Source organism: Nocardioides sp. NPDC127514, from assembly GCF_040302125.1.
Lineage (GTDB): Bacteria > Actinomycetota > Actinomycetes > Propionibacteriales > Nocardioidaceae > Nocardioides.
Genome location: NZ_JBEORF010000012.1, coordinates 51,570 through 66,582 on the forward strand (window position 1 = coordinate 51,570; position 15,013 = coordinate 66,582).

At 67.7% G+C, this 15,013-nt stretch carries 13 protein-coding genes and 1 pseudogene; 5 read left to right on the top strand and 9 right to left on the bottom strand.

The window, feature by feature from the left end:
• The first annotated feature begins 55 nt into the window (after positions 1 to 55).
• Complete coding sequence (locus ABTX24_RS11425; protein WP_350839634.1) at positions 56 to 970, top strand: LysR family transcriptional regulator; 915 nt, start codon at positions 56 to 58, stop codon at positions 968 to 970.
• Positions 971 to 1,013: 43 nt separating this feature from the next.
• Here the strand turns inward: ABTX24_RS11425 and ABTX24_RS11430 are convergent, their stop codons facing one another.
• Positions 1,014 to 2,909: a serine hydrolase family protein gene (locus ABTX24_RS11430; RefSeq protein WP_350839636.1), complete on the bottom strand. Its 1,896-nt coding sequence runs from the start codon at positions 2,907 to 2,909 to the stop codon at positions 1,014 to 1,016.
• A gap of 933 nt (positions 2,910 to 3,842) precedes the next feature.
• On the opposite strand from ABTX24_RS11430, the gene ABTX24_RS11435 reads away from it, so the two are divergent.
• Positions 3,843 to 4,079: a DUF1801 domain-containing protein gene (locus ABTX24_RS11435; RefSeq protein ID WP_350839638.1), complete on the top strand. Its 237-nt coding sequence runs from the start codon at positions 3,843 to 3,845 to the stop codon at positions 4,077 to 4,079.
• Positions 4,080 to 4,108: 29 nt separating this feature from the next.
• Here ABTX24_RS11435 and ABTX24_RS11440 read toward each other — a convergent pair whose 3' ends face one another.
• Genes ABTX24_RS11440 through ABTX24_RS11455 form a run of 4 tightly spaced genes read right to left on the bottom strand, consistent with a single transcriptional unit; the run spans position 4,109 to position 8,168 of the window.
• Positions 4,109 to 4,861 carry an SDR family NAD(P)-dependent oxidoreductase gene (locus ABTX24_RS11440; protein WP_350839640.1) on the bottom strand — a complete coding sequence of 251 codons (753 nt, stop codon included), beginning with the start codon at positions 4,859 to 4,861 and terminating at the stop codon, positions 4,109 to 4,111.
• A 14-nt stretch (positions 4,862 to 4,875) separates the two neighbouring features.
• The gene (locus tag ABTX24_RS11445; RefSeq protein WP_350839642.1) at positions 4,876 to 5,880 is read right to left on the bottom strand and encodes a transketolase family protein; all 1,005 of its coding nucleotides are present in this window, start codon (positions 5,878 to 5,880) and stop codon (positions 4,876 to 4,878) included.
• On the bottom strand, positions 5,877 to 6,743 hold the full coding sequence (locus ABTX24_RS11450; RefSeq protein WP_350839644.1) for a transketolase: 867 nt from the start codon (positions 6,741 to 6,743) through the stop codon (positions 5,877 to 5,879). Before ABTX24_RS11450 ends, ABTX24_RS11445 begins: the two co-directional genes overlap by 4 nt.
• Positions 6,744 to 6,746: 3 nt before the next feature.
• Entirely contained in the window at positions 6,747 to 8,168 is a 1,422-nt protein-coding gene (locus tag ABTX24_RS11455) for an MFS transporter (RefSeq protein ID WP_350839646.1), read from the bottom strand.
• Between the two features lie 203 nt (positions 8,169 to 8,371).
• Here ABTX24_RS11455 and ABTX24_RS11460 point away from each other — a divergent pair, with 203 nt between their 5' ends.
• Positions 8,372 to 9,022, top strand: a complete 651-nt coding sequence (locus ABTX24_RS11460; RefSeq protein ID WP_350839648.1) for a GntR family transcriptional regulator — start codon at positions 8,372 to 8,374, stop codon at positions 9,020 to 9,022.
• Between the two features lie 78 nt (positions 9,023 to 9,100).
• Here ABTX24_RS11460 and istB read toward each other — a convergent pair.
• From istB to ABTX24_RS11475, 3 genes and pseudogenes are all read right to left on the bottom strand, one after another.
• Positions 9,101 to 9,768, bottom strand: a pseudogene (gene istB, locus ABTX24_RS11465) (IS21-like element helper ATPase IstB); the annotation flags it as partial.
• On the bottom strand, positions 9,768 to 10,301 hold the full coding sequence (locus ABTX24_RS11470; RefSeq protein ID WP_350839650.1) for a Mu transposase domain-containing protein: 534 nt from the start codon (positions 10,299 to 10,301) through the stop codon (positions 9,768 to 9,770). The pseudogene istB and the gene ABTX24_RS11470, both read right to left, overlap by 1 nt.
• A gap of 162 nt (positions 10,302 to 10,463) precedes the next feature.
• Complete coding sequence (locus ABTX24_RS11475; RefSeq protein ID WP_350839652.1) at positions 10,464 to 10,607, bottom strand: hypothetical protein; 144 nt, start codon at positions 10,605 to 10,607, stop codon at positions 10,464 to 10,466.
• Between the two features lie 848 nt (positions 10,608 to 11,455).
• Between ABTX24_RS11475 and ABTX24_RS11480 the strand changes: the two genes are divergently transcribed.
• Positions 11,456 to 12,727 (top strand): lipase family protein, encoded by a 1,272-nt coding sequence (locus tag ABTX24_RS11480; RefSeq protein ID WP_350839654.1) that lies wholly within the window; start codon positions 11,456 to 11,458, stop codon positions 12,725 to 12,727.
• Between the two features lie 294 nt (positions 12,728 to 13,021).
• The gene (locus tag ABTX24_RS11485; RefSeq protein WP_350839656.1) at positions 13,022 to 13,381 is read left to right on the top strand and encodes an ArsR/SmtB family transcription factor; all 360 of its coding nucleotides are present in this window, start codon (positions 13,022 to 13,024) and stop codon (positions 13,379 to 13,381) included.
• Positions 13,382 to 13,467: 86 nt separating this feature from the next.
• On the opposite strand, the gene ABTX24_RS11490 is transcribed toward ABTX24_RS11485, so the two are convergent.
• Positions 13,468 to 14,988 (bottom strand): aldehyde dehydrogenase family protein, encoded by a 1,521-nt coding sequence (locus ABTX24_RS11490; RefSeq protein ID WP_350839658.1) that lies wholly within the window; start codon positions 14,986 to 14,988, stop codon positions 13,468 to 13,470.
• Positions 14,989 to 15,013: the final 25 nt, after the last annotated feature.

Genomic DNA, 15,013 nt, shown 5'->3' on the forward strand with positions numbered 1-15,013 from the left:
TCGTCACATACAGTCCAATACTTGAAAAGCTCATTTGATATGCCTGGGAGGCATGATGGATCTTCGACTGCTGAGGTACTTCCTCGCGATCGTGGACATGGGGTCTGTCACCGCGGCGTCAAAGGTCCTGTTCGTTGCGCAACCGGCGCTGTCGCGACAGTTACGTCGTCTCGAGACCGATCTGAACCTGACCCTGTTCAGCCGGATCGATCGACGGCTCGCGCTCACCGCGGCTGGGCGTGAGTTCGTGCCGATCGCCCGCGATCTGGTCGCTCGGGCAGCACAGGCAGAGACGATGGCCGGTGCCATCGCGACGGGCACCGACCCAGATCTCGTCGTGGCTGCTCCGGCGACGACGATCAACGACATCGTCGCGCCGTTCATCGCATCAGGGGGCCATGTCTCGGTCGCAGACGTTGTCGAGAGCGCACCGGCAGACGTCTACGACGCGGTCATGCGTGGCGACGCCGACTTCGGCCTGGGTAGTTCGGTGCCTACACACCGGCTCCACGCCGACGTCTTGATCGAGGTCGACGTCTGGGCACAGGTGCCGGCCGGCCATGAACTCTTCGACGAGTCCGCGATCGACATCGTCGATCTGGTCGAGATGCCTCTGGTCCACCTGCACGTGGGGCACGCGGTCCGTCGCACCTTCGACGCGGCGGCCGCACGGCTCGGACTGAGCTATAACGCGGTCTCCCAGACCCACATCCCACGGCTGGGCCAGGCATTGGCAGCGGCCGGCCGGGGCGTGTGTGTGACCTCGGACGACCCACGTTACGGTCTGTCCGGAGCCCAGGTCTTGGTCAACGGCGATCCGCTGACCGTCACCCTGTATGCCGTGTGGGATCAGGATCACTATGCGGCCAGCGAGATCGACGCGACCGTCCGCTCCCTTCGGCAGTTCGCTGCCCGCCGGTACGGACGGGGCTCGGATGAGGACCGAGCCCCGCTCGCATCAGATACCTGAGGTGACGAACAGTGGCGCAGAGCGACGGTCACCGTCTCTCGGGCTAGTCGGCCATGGGCGCCAGTTTGCTGGATTCCTTCACGGCCGCGCTCCATGCGAACTCGTTGCCGTCGCTGAAGTAGTAGTACGTCCCACCGTTCGGCATCATCGCGACGGTGATGCCGCCGAACCCGGACATGAACGGCACGTAGAACGGCGAGATGTAGCTCGGGTCGTCCGAGGCGGTGAACTGCTTGGCCCAGACGTTGTTGTTGTACGTGAGTCCGGTTCCGGTCGGGAGCCCACGATCCGAAGAGTCCTGCTGCATGCTCGAGGCCAGGACTGACGATGCCAGCAGCTGAGTACCTGCCGGCGACTTTCCGCCGTCGTTGTTGAGCAGACGCGCCACCTTGGCGATGTTGTCCTGTGTCCAGAACATCCCGTATCCGCCGAACGCTTGGCCCGTCGAAGAGTTGTCCGTTCGGACGCTTGTCCATGTCTCCGGCGAGGTCTTGATCGGCTTGAGGACATCGTCGCGGACCATGTTGAAGATGTCGGCCGTGGCCCCGTCCTGAGCATTCAGGTACTGCTGTTGCGCGCGCCCGAGCAGGAAGGTGTCAGACGTGTGGTAGACCCACTTGGTCCCCGGCGTGGCCTTGCGCAGGTATCCGTTCGCGGCGATGTCCATCTTCTCGGAGTACTGCTCGGCCGCGAAGAAGTCCGCCATCGTCGCGCTGCCCTCGTCGAGCTCGTAGCCGGCCCGGATGTAGTTGCCGGTCGCCATGTCGGCGGCATTGTCGAACGTGACGCCCCTCCAGGACTGCCCTGCTGCTTCCGCGACGTGGCTCGAGATTCTCTCGTTCGGGACTCCGGTCCCATAGCGCTGTGCGAGCCGTGCCATCGCCACAGTCCCGAGCATCGTCTTCGCGGTCGAGTACGACGGCAGAACCATCTGACCGCAGAACGGATACGTGCCTTTTCGGGTGCCGCAGGATGCGACGTAGTTGGTGCCGCCGAAGTAGAACCCGTACGTGCTCATGTGCGCCGCAGTGACGCCGGAGCCGAACTTGCTGACATCGATGCCGGCGTTCGGGTAGTCGGTCGCAAGCGCGGCGATCGGCTTGACCGGGATGCGGTCGCCGACCTCGGTCGCGTAACGGCCGGCGATGCCAGCCGCGTCGGCGACCGGCGTACGGTCGTAGGTTGCGCCCACCTGGCCCCACATGTCGAACTTGAAGTACTCGCAGGTCTCCTGCGTGATCTGATAGCGGACCTGCGAGTTCGTCGAGCCGTCGAAGAGGAAGGTCATCACCCCGTTGTGCACGCAGTTCGCGTTCCGCTCCACCAGGGCGAACGGGAATGCGGCTCGCGTCTTACCGCCGTCACCATTCTCGTCCCAGGCTCGTCCGGGGCTCACGATGTAGTTCCAGCTCGGATTGCCGGTTATCTGAAGGCCGCGCTTCGCTGGGATCAAGTGACTGCCGTTCTGGACGAAGGACAGTGTCATCTCCGGCAGGTGCCGCGCGGTCGCGATCGACCTGTATCGGTACGGGTCGCGGATCACCGAGATGCCTCCAGCGGTGGCGAGGCCGTTGAGCGTCAGCGATCCTTGGAACTCGTGAGACGGAGGCGCCGCCTTTGCGGGGAGGGCGAAGGCGCTATCGGCCACTGTTGCCGTCGGTGCCGCAGAGGCGAGATCGCCGACGGTCAGCACGGAGCGCACCACCGCGCCGTCGCCGGTCAAGGGGTCGCCGGGCACAGGCGTTCCCGCCACGGCGGCCAGGGAGCTCGACGGCACGAGCGTGATGCAGGCTGCGACGAGGGCCGCGCACAAGCCTGGTGCACCGAAACGGGTAGACATCATGGAACTCCTCCAGAGCGCCGCAGGCCATCCAACGCAGCCCGATTGCCATCCACCCTGATGCCCGTTACGCAGCAGCGTCCAAGACCAGACCTGCATAGGGCTTATGCGCCGCGTGGGTACGCAGGCCTGCCGGGCCGTATGCGAAAGACATGGTGCCTTCCTTGGTTCTGCTGCTCAGGCGACGCGAGGGCGACCTTCATTCCGACCCTGGTTTGGCCACAGTGACTGAGTACTCGACCATGTGCGCGCCATGGGCACGAAATGCCGAAAGCGCCGACCGAAGCTCGAAGACACTGAAATGAGTCTCCGCAGTTCAGTCGGCGCTTTCGCTGACTACTGAAAGGCGCTGGAAAGCGCCGGCTCAGATGTCGTAGTAGAGCTCGAACGCCCGAGCGATAAGCGGTTGATGCCGGTTCCTCATGAAAGTGCAGGTCAGAGGCGATGTGCCCTATGGTGAATGGCGGTGGCCGTTGGGCGTCGATGGCTCTCCTGCGGAATCTCTGCGGAATCGATGGTTAGACCCGAACCTGATTCCGCCGTAGCGCACGAACGCCACCTCTCGGTGCCCGAGTCGAAGACGCAGCCCTGACAACTGTCCGCGGCGATCAATCTCTAGGGCAGTTCGGTGCTGCCTGTGATGTTGCAGTAAACACCGGCCGGGACCTCCCCGGGCTTGATTTCGTAGTCCCCTCCGCGGTGTGGCCGCTCATCCACGTCAAGAGTCCGATGGCGAACGTGTTCCGCCAGCTTCGTATCCCGAAGCTTGGCCTGTAGAGGGTAGGCAATTGCCCACTTCCGTAAACTCGATCCGACCAACTGAACGCCCCCGGGAGCTACGTGAGCGCGCGGTCTAGGCAGTTACGGAGCCGGTGGAGCAGGGTGAGTAGTCCAGGGAGTTCGAGGCGATCCGCACGATCGCGGGCAAGTTGGGGATCGGGTCGCCTGAGACGCTGCGTAGGTGGATCCGTCAGGAAGACATGCCCGTCTGCTATGCCACCGTCATCTTCGTCTTCATGCCAGCCCTACTTCGTGCTGCAGGGCAACGTCGCGTTGCTGGCCACCAAGGACCACATCGACGTGTTTGTCTATGACCCGACCGTTCCCGATCCGGCCGGGATCGTCAACCAGGGTCTCGGCAACGCCACCGGGCGGGCCATCCAGATCTACCGGGATGACCCGATCGACCGTCCGGCGCTGACCGAGCTGCTGCTCGCCATCGTGGCCAACAACCGGGCCGGTGGCTGGCGCCGCCTGCAGAAGGACTGACCTCCTGAGACCGGCGGCGCCGGGCACGGTCAGTGCATGTGCGACCCGCCGTTGACGTCGTACGTCACGCCCGTGATGTAGCCCGACTCCGGTCGGCACAGGAAGGTGATCAGGTCGGCGACGTCCTCGACGCGGCCGTTGCGTCCGACAGGGATCCCCTCGATCAGTTTCGCCTTGCGCTCGCCCTTCAGGGCGCCGCCGGTGATGTCGGTGTCGATCAGGCCGGGAGCGACCGAGTTGACGGTGATCCCGTGCGGGCCGACCTCACGAGCGAGCGCCTTGGCGAAGCCGAGCTGGCCGGCCTTCGCGGCGGAGTACGCCACCCCGCCGAAGACCCCGCCGCCACGCTCGGCGGAGACGGAGGAGAGGAACACGACGCGGCCGAAGCCGCGCTCGACCATGCCGGGGGCGACCCGCTGCGTGATGTTGAAGGCACCGCGTACGTTGACCGCGAAGACGCGGTCCCACTCGGCGGCGCTGACCTCGAGGAACGGGACCGGGGAGGTGATGCCGGCGTTGTTGACCAGAGCACCGATGGGTGCGGCGGAGCGCTCCAGCTCGGCGACGGCGGCCTCGACGGAGGCCTCGTTGGTGACGTCGCAGGCCAGGCCGTGGACAGCGACGCCGTGGCGATCGGCGATCTCGGCCGCGGTCTCCTTGGCGGCGATCTCGTCGAGGTCGAGGATGGCGACGTCCCAGCCGGCAGCGGCGAGGGCGTGGGCGGTGGCGCGGCCGATGCCGCGTCGGGAGGCGGCTCCGGTGACGATGGCGGTGCGGGGCATGGTGTTTCTCCTGATCAGTGGGTGAGCTCGGTGCGTACGCGGTCGATGATCGAGTCGGTCGACAGCCCGTAGCGATCGTGGAGGGTGGGCAGGGCGCCGGCGGCGAGGAACTCGTCCGGCAGCGCGATCGGCACGATCCGCCGCCCTACTCCGGCGAACGCGAGCGTGGAGGCGACCGCCTCGGCGAGACCGCCGACGACGGTGTGGTTCTCCAGGGTGACCACGAGTCGGTCGCGGTCGGCCGCGGTGATGATCGCCTCGCGGTCGAGCGGCTTGATCGTCGGCACGTGCAGGACCGAGACGTCCACGTGGTCCTTCTCGAGGCGCTCGGCCGCCTGCAGCGCCCGCATGGTCATCAGCCCGGTCGAGATGAGCACGACGTCCCGCCCGGTACGCAGCTCGGCCGCTTTCCCCAGCCGGAAGGTGTAGTCGTACTCGTCGAGCACGCGCGGCACGGCCCCGCGCAGCAGCCGGAGGTAGGTCGGGCCGGCATGGGAGGCCAGCTGCGGCACCGCCTGCTCGATGTCGACCGCGTCGCACGGGTCGACCACTGTCAGGTTCGGGCAGGCACGCAGGATGGCGAGGTCCTCGGTGGCCTGGTGGCTGGGGCCATAGCCCGTGGTCAGCCCCGGGAGCGCTCCGACGACGTTGACGTTCAGCCCCGGCTCGGCGATGTCGAGGCACAGGAAGTCGTAGGCACGCCGGGTGGCGAAGACGGAGTAGGTCGAGGCGAAAGGCACCAGCCCCACCTCGGCCATCCCCGCGGCCGCCCCCAGCAAGGCCTGCTCGGCCATCCCCATCTGGAAGAACCGCTCCGGGTGGGCCTCGCGGAAGATGTGCATGTCGGTGTACTTCGCCAGGTCCGCGGAGAGCCCGACGATCTCTGAGCGCTCCTCGGCCAGCCTCGCCAGTGCGTGCCCGAAGGGCGCCGGCGTCGTCTTCTGTCCCGGGTCGGCGAAGGAGGCGATCATCGCCGACGTGGTGAGCTTCTTCTTCGCGGGAGCAGCAATGCTGGTCATCGGATGAAACCTTCCTCGAGCTGGGTGCGGGCGATCTGCCACTCGTGCTCCTCGACCCGCATGAAGTGGGCCTTCTCCCGGTCCTCCAGAAGCGGTACGCCGCGCCCGATCCGGGTATCGCAGATGATCACGCTCGGCGCCCCGCGGTGAGCGGATGCGGCGTCGAAGGCGTCGACGAGGGCGCCGATGTCGTTGCCGTCGACCCGGATGGCGTGCCATCCGAAGGCGCGCCACTTGTCGGTCACCGGCTCGGTGCGGAGTACGGTCGCGGTCGGGCCGTCGGCCTGCAGGGCGTTGACGTCCACGATGGCGGTGACGTTGTCGAGCCCGTGGCTGGAGCACTCCAGCGCCGCCTCCCAGGTCGACCCCTCGTCGAGCTCGCCGTCGGAGAGCAGGTTGAAGATCCGGGAATCGCTGCCGAGCCGGCGCAGCCCGAGGGCCATCCCGGCCGCCACGGTGAGCCCGTGACCGAGCGACCCGCCCGAGATCTCCATCCCTGGGGTGTAGGACGCCATCCCCGACATCGGCAGCCGCGACTCGTCGGAGCCATAGGTCTCCAGCTCGGAGACCGGGATCGTCCCGGCCTCGGCGAGCGCGGCGTAGAGTGCGATCGCGTAGTGCCCGATGGACAGCAGGAACCGGTCGCGGCCGGCCCACTCGGGATCCTCGGGACGGAAGCGGAGCTGGTCGCAGTAGGCGACGGCGAGGATGTCCGCCACGCCGAGCGCCTGCCCGATGTAGCCCTGGCCCTGCACCTCGCCCATCAGCAGCGCGTTGTGACGGATCCGGTGGGCGGACTCCCGCAGGCGCGAGATCCGCTCCTGCCGGGTGGGCGCCTCGGCGATCGTGTGTGTGGAGGTCATCGGTCACTTTCCTTCGGAGGTGGCGGTCGCCCGCGGGGCGACCCGGTCGGTCGGGACGGCCGGAGCGGTGCCGCGCGAGGCGAGCGCGACGCGCTCGAGCTCGGCCACCTCGGCCCTCTCCTTGGGGCCCCAGGTCTCCGCGGTGACGACCGCGGCGACCAGGCCGAGCAGGCCGTAGGCGGAGAGCAGCAGCGCCGGTCCGATCCAGCCGACCCCGGCGTACAGCGCGGTGGCGATCAGCGGGGTGAAGCCGGAGACGACGGCGGAGAGCTGGTAGGCGAGCGAGGCTCCGGACGTACGCGTCTTGACCGCGAACAGCTCGGAGAACCAGGCGCCCTGGACGCCGGCCAGCGAGTTCTGGCAGATCGCATAGCTGATCACGAACGCGATCACGATGAGCGCCGCGGTCCCGGTGTTGACCAGCAGGAACAGCGGTACGCCCCACGCGAGCGTCACGATCGTGCCGAACACATAGACGGGTCGGCGTCCGATTCTGTCCGTGAGTGCGCCCCACAGCGTGGTGGCGGCGATCCCGATCCCGGCCGCGAGCAGGAGGCCCGTGAGGATGACCGGACGCTCGGCGAGATCCTCGCTCTCCAGGTAGGAGAGCATGAAGGTGACCGAGACGGCATAGCCCGCGGTCTCGGCGATGCGCAGGCAGAAGGCGCGCAGGACGTTGCGCCAGTCGGTGCGCAGCACTTCGAGGAGCGGGTTCTTGGCGACCTCGCCCTCGCTCTTGAGCTCCTCGAACTCCGGCGACTCCTCGACCTTGAGCCGGATCACGATGCCCACCACGATGAGGACGGCGCTCAGCAGGAACGGCACCCGCCAGGCCCACTGGTCGCCCAGTGGCACGCTGGCCAGGAACGCGAGGTTGGCGAGGAGCAGGCCGACCGGAAAGCCCGCCTGCGTGATGCCCGTGTAGAGCCCTCGTCGGCGCCAGGGCGCGTGCTCGAAAGTCATCAGGATCGCGCCGCCCCACTCGGCTCCGAAGGCGAGGCCCTGGACGACGCGGACGGCGACCAGGAGGATGCCCGCCCAGACGCCCACCTGCTGATAGGTGGGCAGCAGGCCGATCATCACCGTCGCGATGCCCATCAGGAGCAGCGAGCCGACGAGGACCGGCTTGCGGCCGATCTTGTCACCGAGATAGCCGCCCACGATCCCGCCCAGCGGTCGCACCGCGAAGCCGACGCCGAGCGTGGCGAAGGAGAGCAGCGTGCCCGAGAGCGGGTCGTTCGCGGGGAAGAAGACGGTGTTGAAGTAGAGCGCCGCGGCCGTACCGAAGCCGATGAAGTCGTACGTCTCGATCGTCGCGCCGATCGAGGATCCCATCGCGACGCGCTTCTTGGCGGGCGTCCCCTCGACCGGGTGCCAGTTGGTGGCCTCGGCGAGGTGGGGGTCGGGGAGCGGTTTCCCGTCCATCTGAGTCTCCCTGGGTCACGGAGAGGTGCGTCTCTCCTCGGGTAGGTTGACTGTTAACAGTCGACATAGAGAGTGACTCCCGTCACTTGGTCCTGTCAAGGGTTCCTGTGTATAAATGTTGACAGTCGCCATTCCGACAGTGGGCCGCGTACGATGAACCGCGCCGGTCCACGCACGCCGGCAACCCGATGGAGGAGACGACCGTGGCCACGATCGAGCCGTTCACCCAGCTGGACCGCAGCACCCTGCGGGAGCGCGCGTTGCAGACGCTGCGCGGAGCGATCACCTCGGGGCAGTACCGTCCGGGCGACCACCTGGGTGAGGTCGAGCTCGCCACGCGCCTCGGGATCAGTCGCGGGACGGTCCGTGAGGCGCTGCGCCACCTTCAGCAGGAGGGTCTCGTCGAGCCCGGCGTCCGCGGTCGGCTGCAGGTCTACAGCATGACCGCCGAGGAGGTGCGCGGCCTCTATCAGGTGCGCACGGCCCTGGAGGGCCTGGCGGTGAAGACGATCATCGCCTCGCCGCGGCGCGCGGAGGCGGTGGCCCGGCTCCGCGAGGAGCTCGAGCGCTTGGCCGACGCGAACGCCGGCTTCGCCGAGCGGCTGGAGTCCGACCTGGGGTTCCATCTGCTGATGTGCCAGCTGGCCGAGAACCCGATGCTCGTGGAGAGCTGGCGCCACCTGGAGGGGCGCATCCGGGTCTCGATCATGAGCAACAAGGCCGACGAGCTGCCCGAGATCATGTCCCGAGATCAGCACGCGCCCATCGTCGACGCCATCGAGCGCGGCGACATCGAGGCCGCCCTCGGAGTCGTCGAGTCCCACATGCAGGCGGCGGCGGACATCTACGCCTGAGGCGATGAATCGGGCGCGCTTCAGGGTCAGGACGTCGGCGTGGTGGACGACGCGGTCGATCATCGCGGCAGCGACGGCCTGGTCACCGAAGACGCCTCCCCAGCCGCTTAAGGGCAGATTGGATGTCAGGATCAGCGAGGCGGGTTCATAGCGGCTGCTGACCAGCTGGAAGAACAGGTTCGCGGCGTCTTGCTCGAAGGGTAGGTACTCGACTTCGTCGACGATGATCAGCCCGTAGCGGCGTAGGCGGGCGAGCTCGTTGGGGAGGCGGCCGGCGCGGTGGGCCTCGGTGAGCCGGGTGACCCATTCGGTTGCGGTGGCGAACAGGAAGCGGTGGCCGGGGTTGGCGGCGGCGATGCCCAGCCCGGTGGCCAGGTGGGTCTTCCCGGTCCCGGTGGACCGAGTAGGACGACGTTGCGGGCTTCGGTGAGGAACCCACCCGATGCCAGGGCCGCGATCTGTTGCCGGACGGCGGGTTGGGCGTCCCAGTCGAACTCCTCGATCGTCTTGCGTGCGGCGAACCCAGCAGCACGGATCCGCAACTGGGCACCGGATGCGCTGCGGGCTGCGACTTCACGGTCGAGGACCGTGGCGAGGTACTCCTCGTGGGTCCAGCCGGCATCGCGGGCGTGGTCGGCCAATCGGGCAGCCGATTCGGTGATCCCGGGCGCCTTCAACGCTGATGCCAGGCGGGTCAGCTGCTTGAGTGCCTCGGTCGCGTCGCTCTTCGACTTCGCGGTCGCCATCAGGTCACCTCTTCGCCGTCAGCAGAGCCGTCGTTCAGGCCGCCGTCGATGAGGCCAAAGGCGCGGTCGTAGTCGGCCAGGTCCCGCAGCAGCCCGTCGTTGGGATCGGGCGCTGGCCGGGGTTGCTGGTACTGCTCGCGCAGCACCTTCGCGTCCGCCACGTGGGTGGGGTCGGTGATGGTTTGGCCGCGTGCCCAGACCCGGTCATGTGCTGCGACGATGCGTCCCTCGCAGCGAACCTCGACCCTGGACAAGTCAGCACTCACATCGACGAAGCGGCCGATCACCGCTGGGTCGACGGAGTAGTCAGAGGAGTCCACGCGGACGTAGTAGTCACGTCCCAGCCGGACCCGGTTGACCCACCCCACCGCCGGCGCGACCGGCGGAAGCGGCAGCATCGCGGCCCTGTCCGCATCGAGCAGATCAACCGGACGAGCCTTGATCGTGCGCACCACCCGGGCGTTCGCGACCAAGAGCCACTGGGCGAACTGGGTGTTGAAGTCGGCCGGTGAGGTGAACTCGCGACCGGGCATGAAGGAGGGTCGAAGTAGCCGTTGTGTCGCTCGACCAGGCCCTTGGACTCAGGGTCGCAGGGTTTGAGTCGCTGCATGGTGGTGGCCAGGGTGCCGGTGAAGGCCCCCCGACCCCTTCGGCGTGGCGCTTGCCGCGGCCGATGCCGGACTCGTTGTCCCAGATCAGGCGCCGCGGGACCCGGCCGAGCCGGGCAGCGCGGCAGCGGAACCGGTGCCCACGGAGATCGCGACGATGGCGACTGTCGCCACAGAGCCGATCTGGCGCGCCCTAGTCGAGAGTTCCCGATGCTTGGTGATCGTCCGCACGGGCTCGCACCTACCTCTGGCCTTGCTGCCAAGTCAGGAGATTCTCCTGTCGCTCGACGCAAGGCCGGCAGTCGAAGCCGCGGCTGTCCCGGCGACGTGGTGTGCCTCGGCCCAGGCTGTTGCCCGCTTGCGTAGCCCCAAGGTCACTGACTCCGTAGACGAGTTGCCGGGGTTCCTGGCCAAATCAGGCCGCGGGCGTAGCCCAGGTCGACGTCGGAGGGGCGCCCATCGGCGTTCCGCCGTAGATGACGCTGCCGTCCGGGTTCTGGTAGGTCAACCACGGTACCGTCGGCTGTTGCGCCACGCCCGGCTTGGCGAAGTCACAAACACCGGAAGGGAAGGTCTTCGTACAGAACCGCGTAGCGCGAGCAGGGCCATCGGCATGTGCGCGATCGGCGAACCCGCCGCGCTCGAGCGCGTGGTCTGGAACCCCGCTCAACGCGGGCTTTTGTTTGGCCGAACGTGAACGTCGCCGATCGTCCCGCGATCACCACATCGGGCGGTCGGGCTGCCTTCTGCTGAGGAGCTTGCCGAAGGCGATGGACGACACGGTGCGGTCGTGTACGCGGCCCTTGGCGACGATCGGCGGGGACTTGCCGCCGAGTCGAGGACCGGGACGAGGTTCTCGCTGCGGCCTTCATCACCGATCGGCCGACTACTGAGCTGCGGCACGCGCACCCCCGAACGGGGGTAACTCGGTAACCCGGCTCCAAAGTTACCGTTGTTGCTTGTCACAGACTCTTACGAAGGGAGAGGTCATGGGTCGACGCGGAGGTCGGCACCTCGCACTCGGTCGAGGCGCCAAGATCACTACGAGGAGGTCGCGCCTCGCTCGCGCAGCAGGTCCTGTGGCGCTGGCGCTGGTCGCGGCCGTTGCCTGGGGCGTGAGCCCAGCGCTCGCTGCAGGAGAAGACAATGGCCCTGGGCTGTTCGGCGCCCTGCCGCCTGTGCCGTCCCTACCGGTCAGTGATTTCTATGTCCCGCCGACGCCGCTGCCTGAAGGGCGACCGGGCGACGTCATTCGTCGTGAGGACTTGCCTCCGGTCCCCGGGGCAACCGTTCAGCGGATCATGTATCTGTCGACGAACAAGCAAGGTGAGCGCGTTCCCGTCACTGGGATCGTTCTGACTCCTCTCGTTCCCGCGCAGGTGCCGGGACCCGGTGGCGCCCGGCCGATCGTCACGCACACACCGGGGACACGGGGGCTGGCGGACGCCTGTGCGCCCTCCAACTTCTACGACCGCAAGACGGTCGACCTGCGGAGCATCGAGCCGGTCCAGTTCCCGGCATACGCGCAGCAGTTGGCCGCAGGAATCACCGTCGTCATCACCGACTACGTCGGTAGCGGGACACCGCTCGAGCAGGAGTACTTGGTCGCGCAGAGCGAGGCGCAGAACGGCATCGACGCGACGCGCGCGGCATTGCGCCTCGACTCGAACGATGATTTGAACGGCGCATCACCTCTCGGCTACATGGGCTTCTCCCAGGGTGGTCAAGCGGCGGCGGCCATCGCCGAGCTATTGCCCGCCTACGCACCGGAACTGCTTCCTCATGTCGAGGGCGTGGTCTCGGGCGCGCCCCCTACTGACATGCAGGAGCAAACGGCCCACTTCGACGGCAACCCGACTGCCGGGGTCGGGTTCGGACTCGCGGCGCTCACCGGTCTGGACGCGGCCTTTCCGGACTTGAACCTCGATCGCTACGCCACCCCTGAGGGCCGGCAAGTCTTCGATCGCGTCCGTGCCTCGTGCACGCCGGAGAACCTCGCCGCCTTCGGCACGATCACTTACGGTCAGGTGACGTCTCCCGATGTCACGACCTTGCCGGCGTGGCGGGCAGCGATGGCCGAGTCCAAGCTCGGCGGCACAGCCCCTGAGATGCCGACGTACCTCTTCAATGGCACCATCGACACCATCGTGCCCCCGCACATGGCGCCGAAGCTGCACAAGGACTGGTGCTCGAAGGGCGCGACCTCTGAGTTCACCTCCTACCCAGGGACCGAACACTTCGCCAGCCTCGGGGCCGTCGGTATCCCTGCCGCCAACGAGTGGCTCCTCGACCGCTTGGCGGGTAAGCCCGCCGCGGAGGGATGTGTCGTGAACCACCTGTTGCCGAACTGACCTCACCTCGACCGGATGCCGGAAAGGGTGTGCTGATCGTGCTGCGGTGCTACGCCACCCCGGGATCGTCGGCACGAGCCCGTCGAGAGTGCCGTCGACTCCACGCTGAGTCGACGGCGCTCCGAGGGGTCGGTCGGCGGCGCTCCTTCCTCGCCGCGCCTTGAACGACTGCCCGGGTACCCGGAGGCCTCGCGAGGGTGAGGTCGGGTTCGATGTCGTCGGCGCGGTCGTCCTCACAGCCGTGTCGTCCCTTTCGAGTGGCTCATCAAAGGTCGGTCGCCAGGGTGGGTACGAGTGCCCATCTACGATCTGTTCAACTATTGTGGAACGATGCTGGCTGGTGCGAAGACGGTGGAACATCCGGATGCGCGTGACCTCGAGCTGACAGACGTGCTGTTCGCGATCAGTGATGCAGCCCGGTTAGGTATAGTGCAGCGCCTCGCATCAGGTCCGCTTGACGTAGCGCGTTGTCAGCCTGAGGACGATCCGCTGCCGAAGTCGACCCTGTCGCATCACTTGAAGGTGCTGCGGCTTGCTGGGGTCGTGCAGAGTGAGCCCAATGGCCGACAACGCACCATCACATTGCGCCGTGCTGACCTGGACCAGCGGTTTCCTGGACTCCTCGACGCGATTCTGAGCGCGGCAGGGTTCTGATTCACGACGGCCCGGCGTAGCCATGCGACCTGCGTGACCGGCCAGGCGGTTGGCTGGATTGAATGCGAAAGGGACGGTCGCGCCGGTCAGCGGTGCTGGTCGAAGTCGTCGTGGTGGGCGAAGGTGCGTCGGGTGGTCAGGTCGGCGCCGGTGAGTACGCCGGCTCGGCCGAGCAGTCGGCCGTTCTCCCAGTTGGACAGTCCCAGTTCGGGGCGGTCGAGCGCGTACTGTCCGTCGACCCAGCGGGTGAATCCGTCGCCGACGAAGGGGGCGTTGACCAGGTTGCGGAACCGGGCGTGGGCGGCGGGGTCTGTCGAGACGAAGGACGCCACGAACTGGGGGCTGTAGGTGTTGAAGAGTTTGGCTGCCTGGTCGACGTCGTCGACGACTACGAGGCTCAGCTCGGGGGTGTCCTCCCATTCCCACTCGGTGCCGAGCTCGTCGAGGGGCAGCAGGCTTGCCCGCGGCTCGGGGGAGGTCTGCTCGGCCCGACGTACGTCGATGCGGCGCTCGAACTCGGAGGTCGGCACCCAGCCTTCGCTGCCGTTGGCGACGTGGACCCGGGCGTCGCCACCTCGCGCGGCGGCCGCCTGGTCTGCTGCCCGCAGCAGCACGGGCACGAGGTCGGCGGCGCGGTCGCGTGGGACGGCGACGACGTTGAGGGTGTTGCACACCTTCCGGTCCAGGGAATGCCGTACGACGCGTGCGAAGCGCTCGGTGTCGGCGGTGGTGTCGGCGACGAGCCACGCGCCGCCGGTGCCATGCGCGCTCACCTGGATCCCGCTCTGGCGGGCGACGCTGCCGAGCTGGGTCACGGCGGCACCTGAGCCGCGTACGACGGCCAGTGCCAGGCGGGGGTCGCTGAACAGGGCCCAGCCGGCGGAGCGCTCGCGGACCCCGATCAGGCTGATGGCGCCTTCGGGCAGGCCGGCGGATCCTAGGGCGGGGCGCAGGGCGTGCTGGTCGATCGCCTGAGCTGTTGCGAGCGCGTCGCCGCCGATGCGGAGCACCGCGGTGTTGCCCGTGGCCAGGACGCCGGCGGCGTCGGCGAAGACGTTGGGACGCCCTTCGAAGACGAAGCCGATGACGCCCAGTGGGGCGGAGACGATCTCGACGCTCCAGCCGTCGTGATCGACGCGCTCGACCAGGTCGGTAGAACCGTCGGCTGCGCGGGCATCCTGCTGCGCGGCCCAGCCGCGCAGGCCGGCGACCATGTCGTCACGCATCTGGGCCGAGACCCTCAGCCTGGTCGTCGACCGGCCCTGCTCCTCGGCCCGGAGCACGTCGTCGGTGTTGGCGGCGTCGATGCGATCCCAGACGACCTCGTCGGCCAGCATGTCGGCGAAGGCGGTGTAGAAGCGCTGGACCGCGTCCGACCGAACTGTCCGCAGTTGCGCGAACGCGTCGACCGCCGCGTCGACCACTGTTGTCACAGCGGACCGGATCGCCTTCGGCACGTGCAAGAGCGCCCCGGTCGACTGTACGACGTGCAGCTGGTCGCCCGCGCGGAACGCCGCGGCGAGCTCGGGGGGAACGGTTGTGTGTCGGTCCCCGCCGAAGGGAATGACTGCACCTTCGGAAAGGCTGGTCAGTGCGGCGATGGTCATGCGATACCCCTTGTCCAATGTGCGG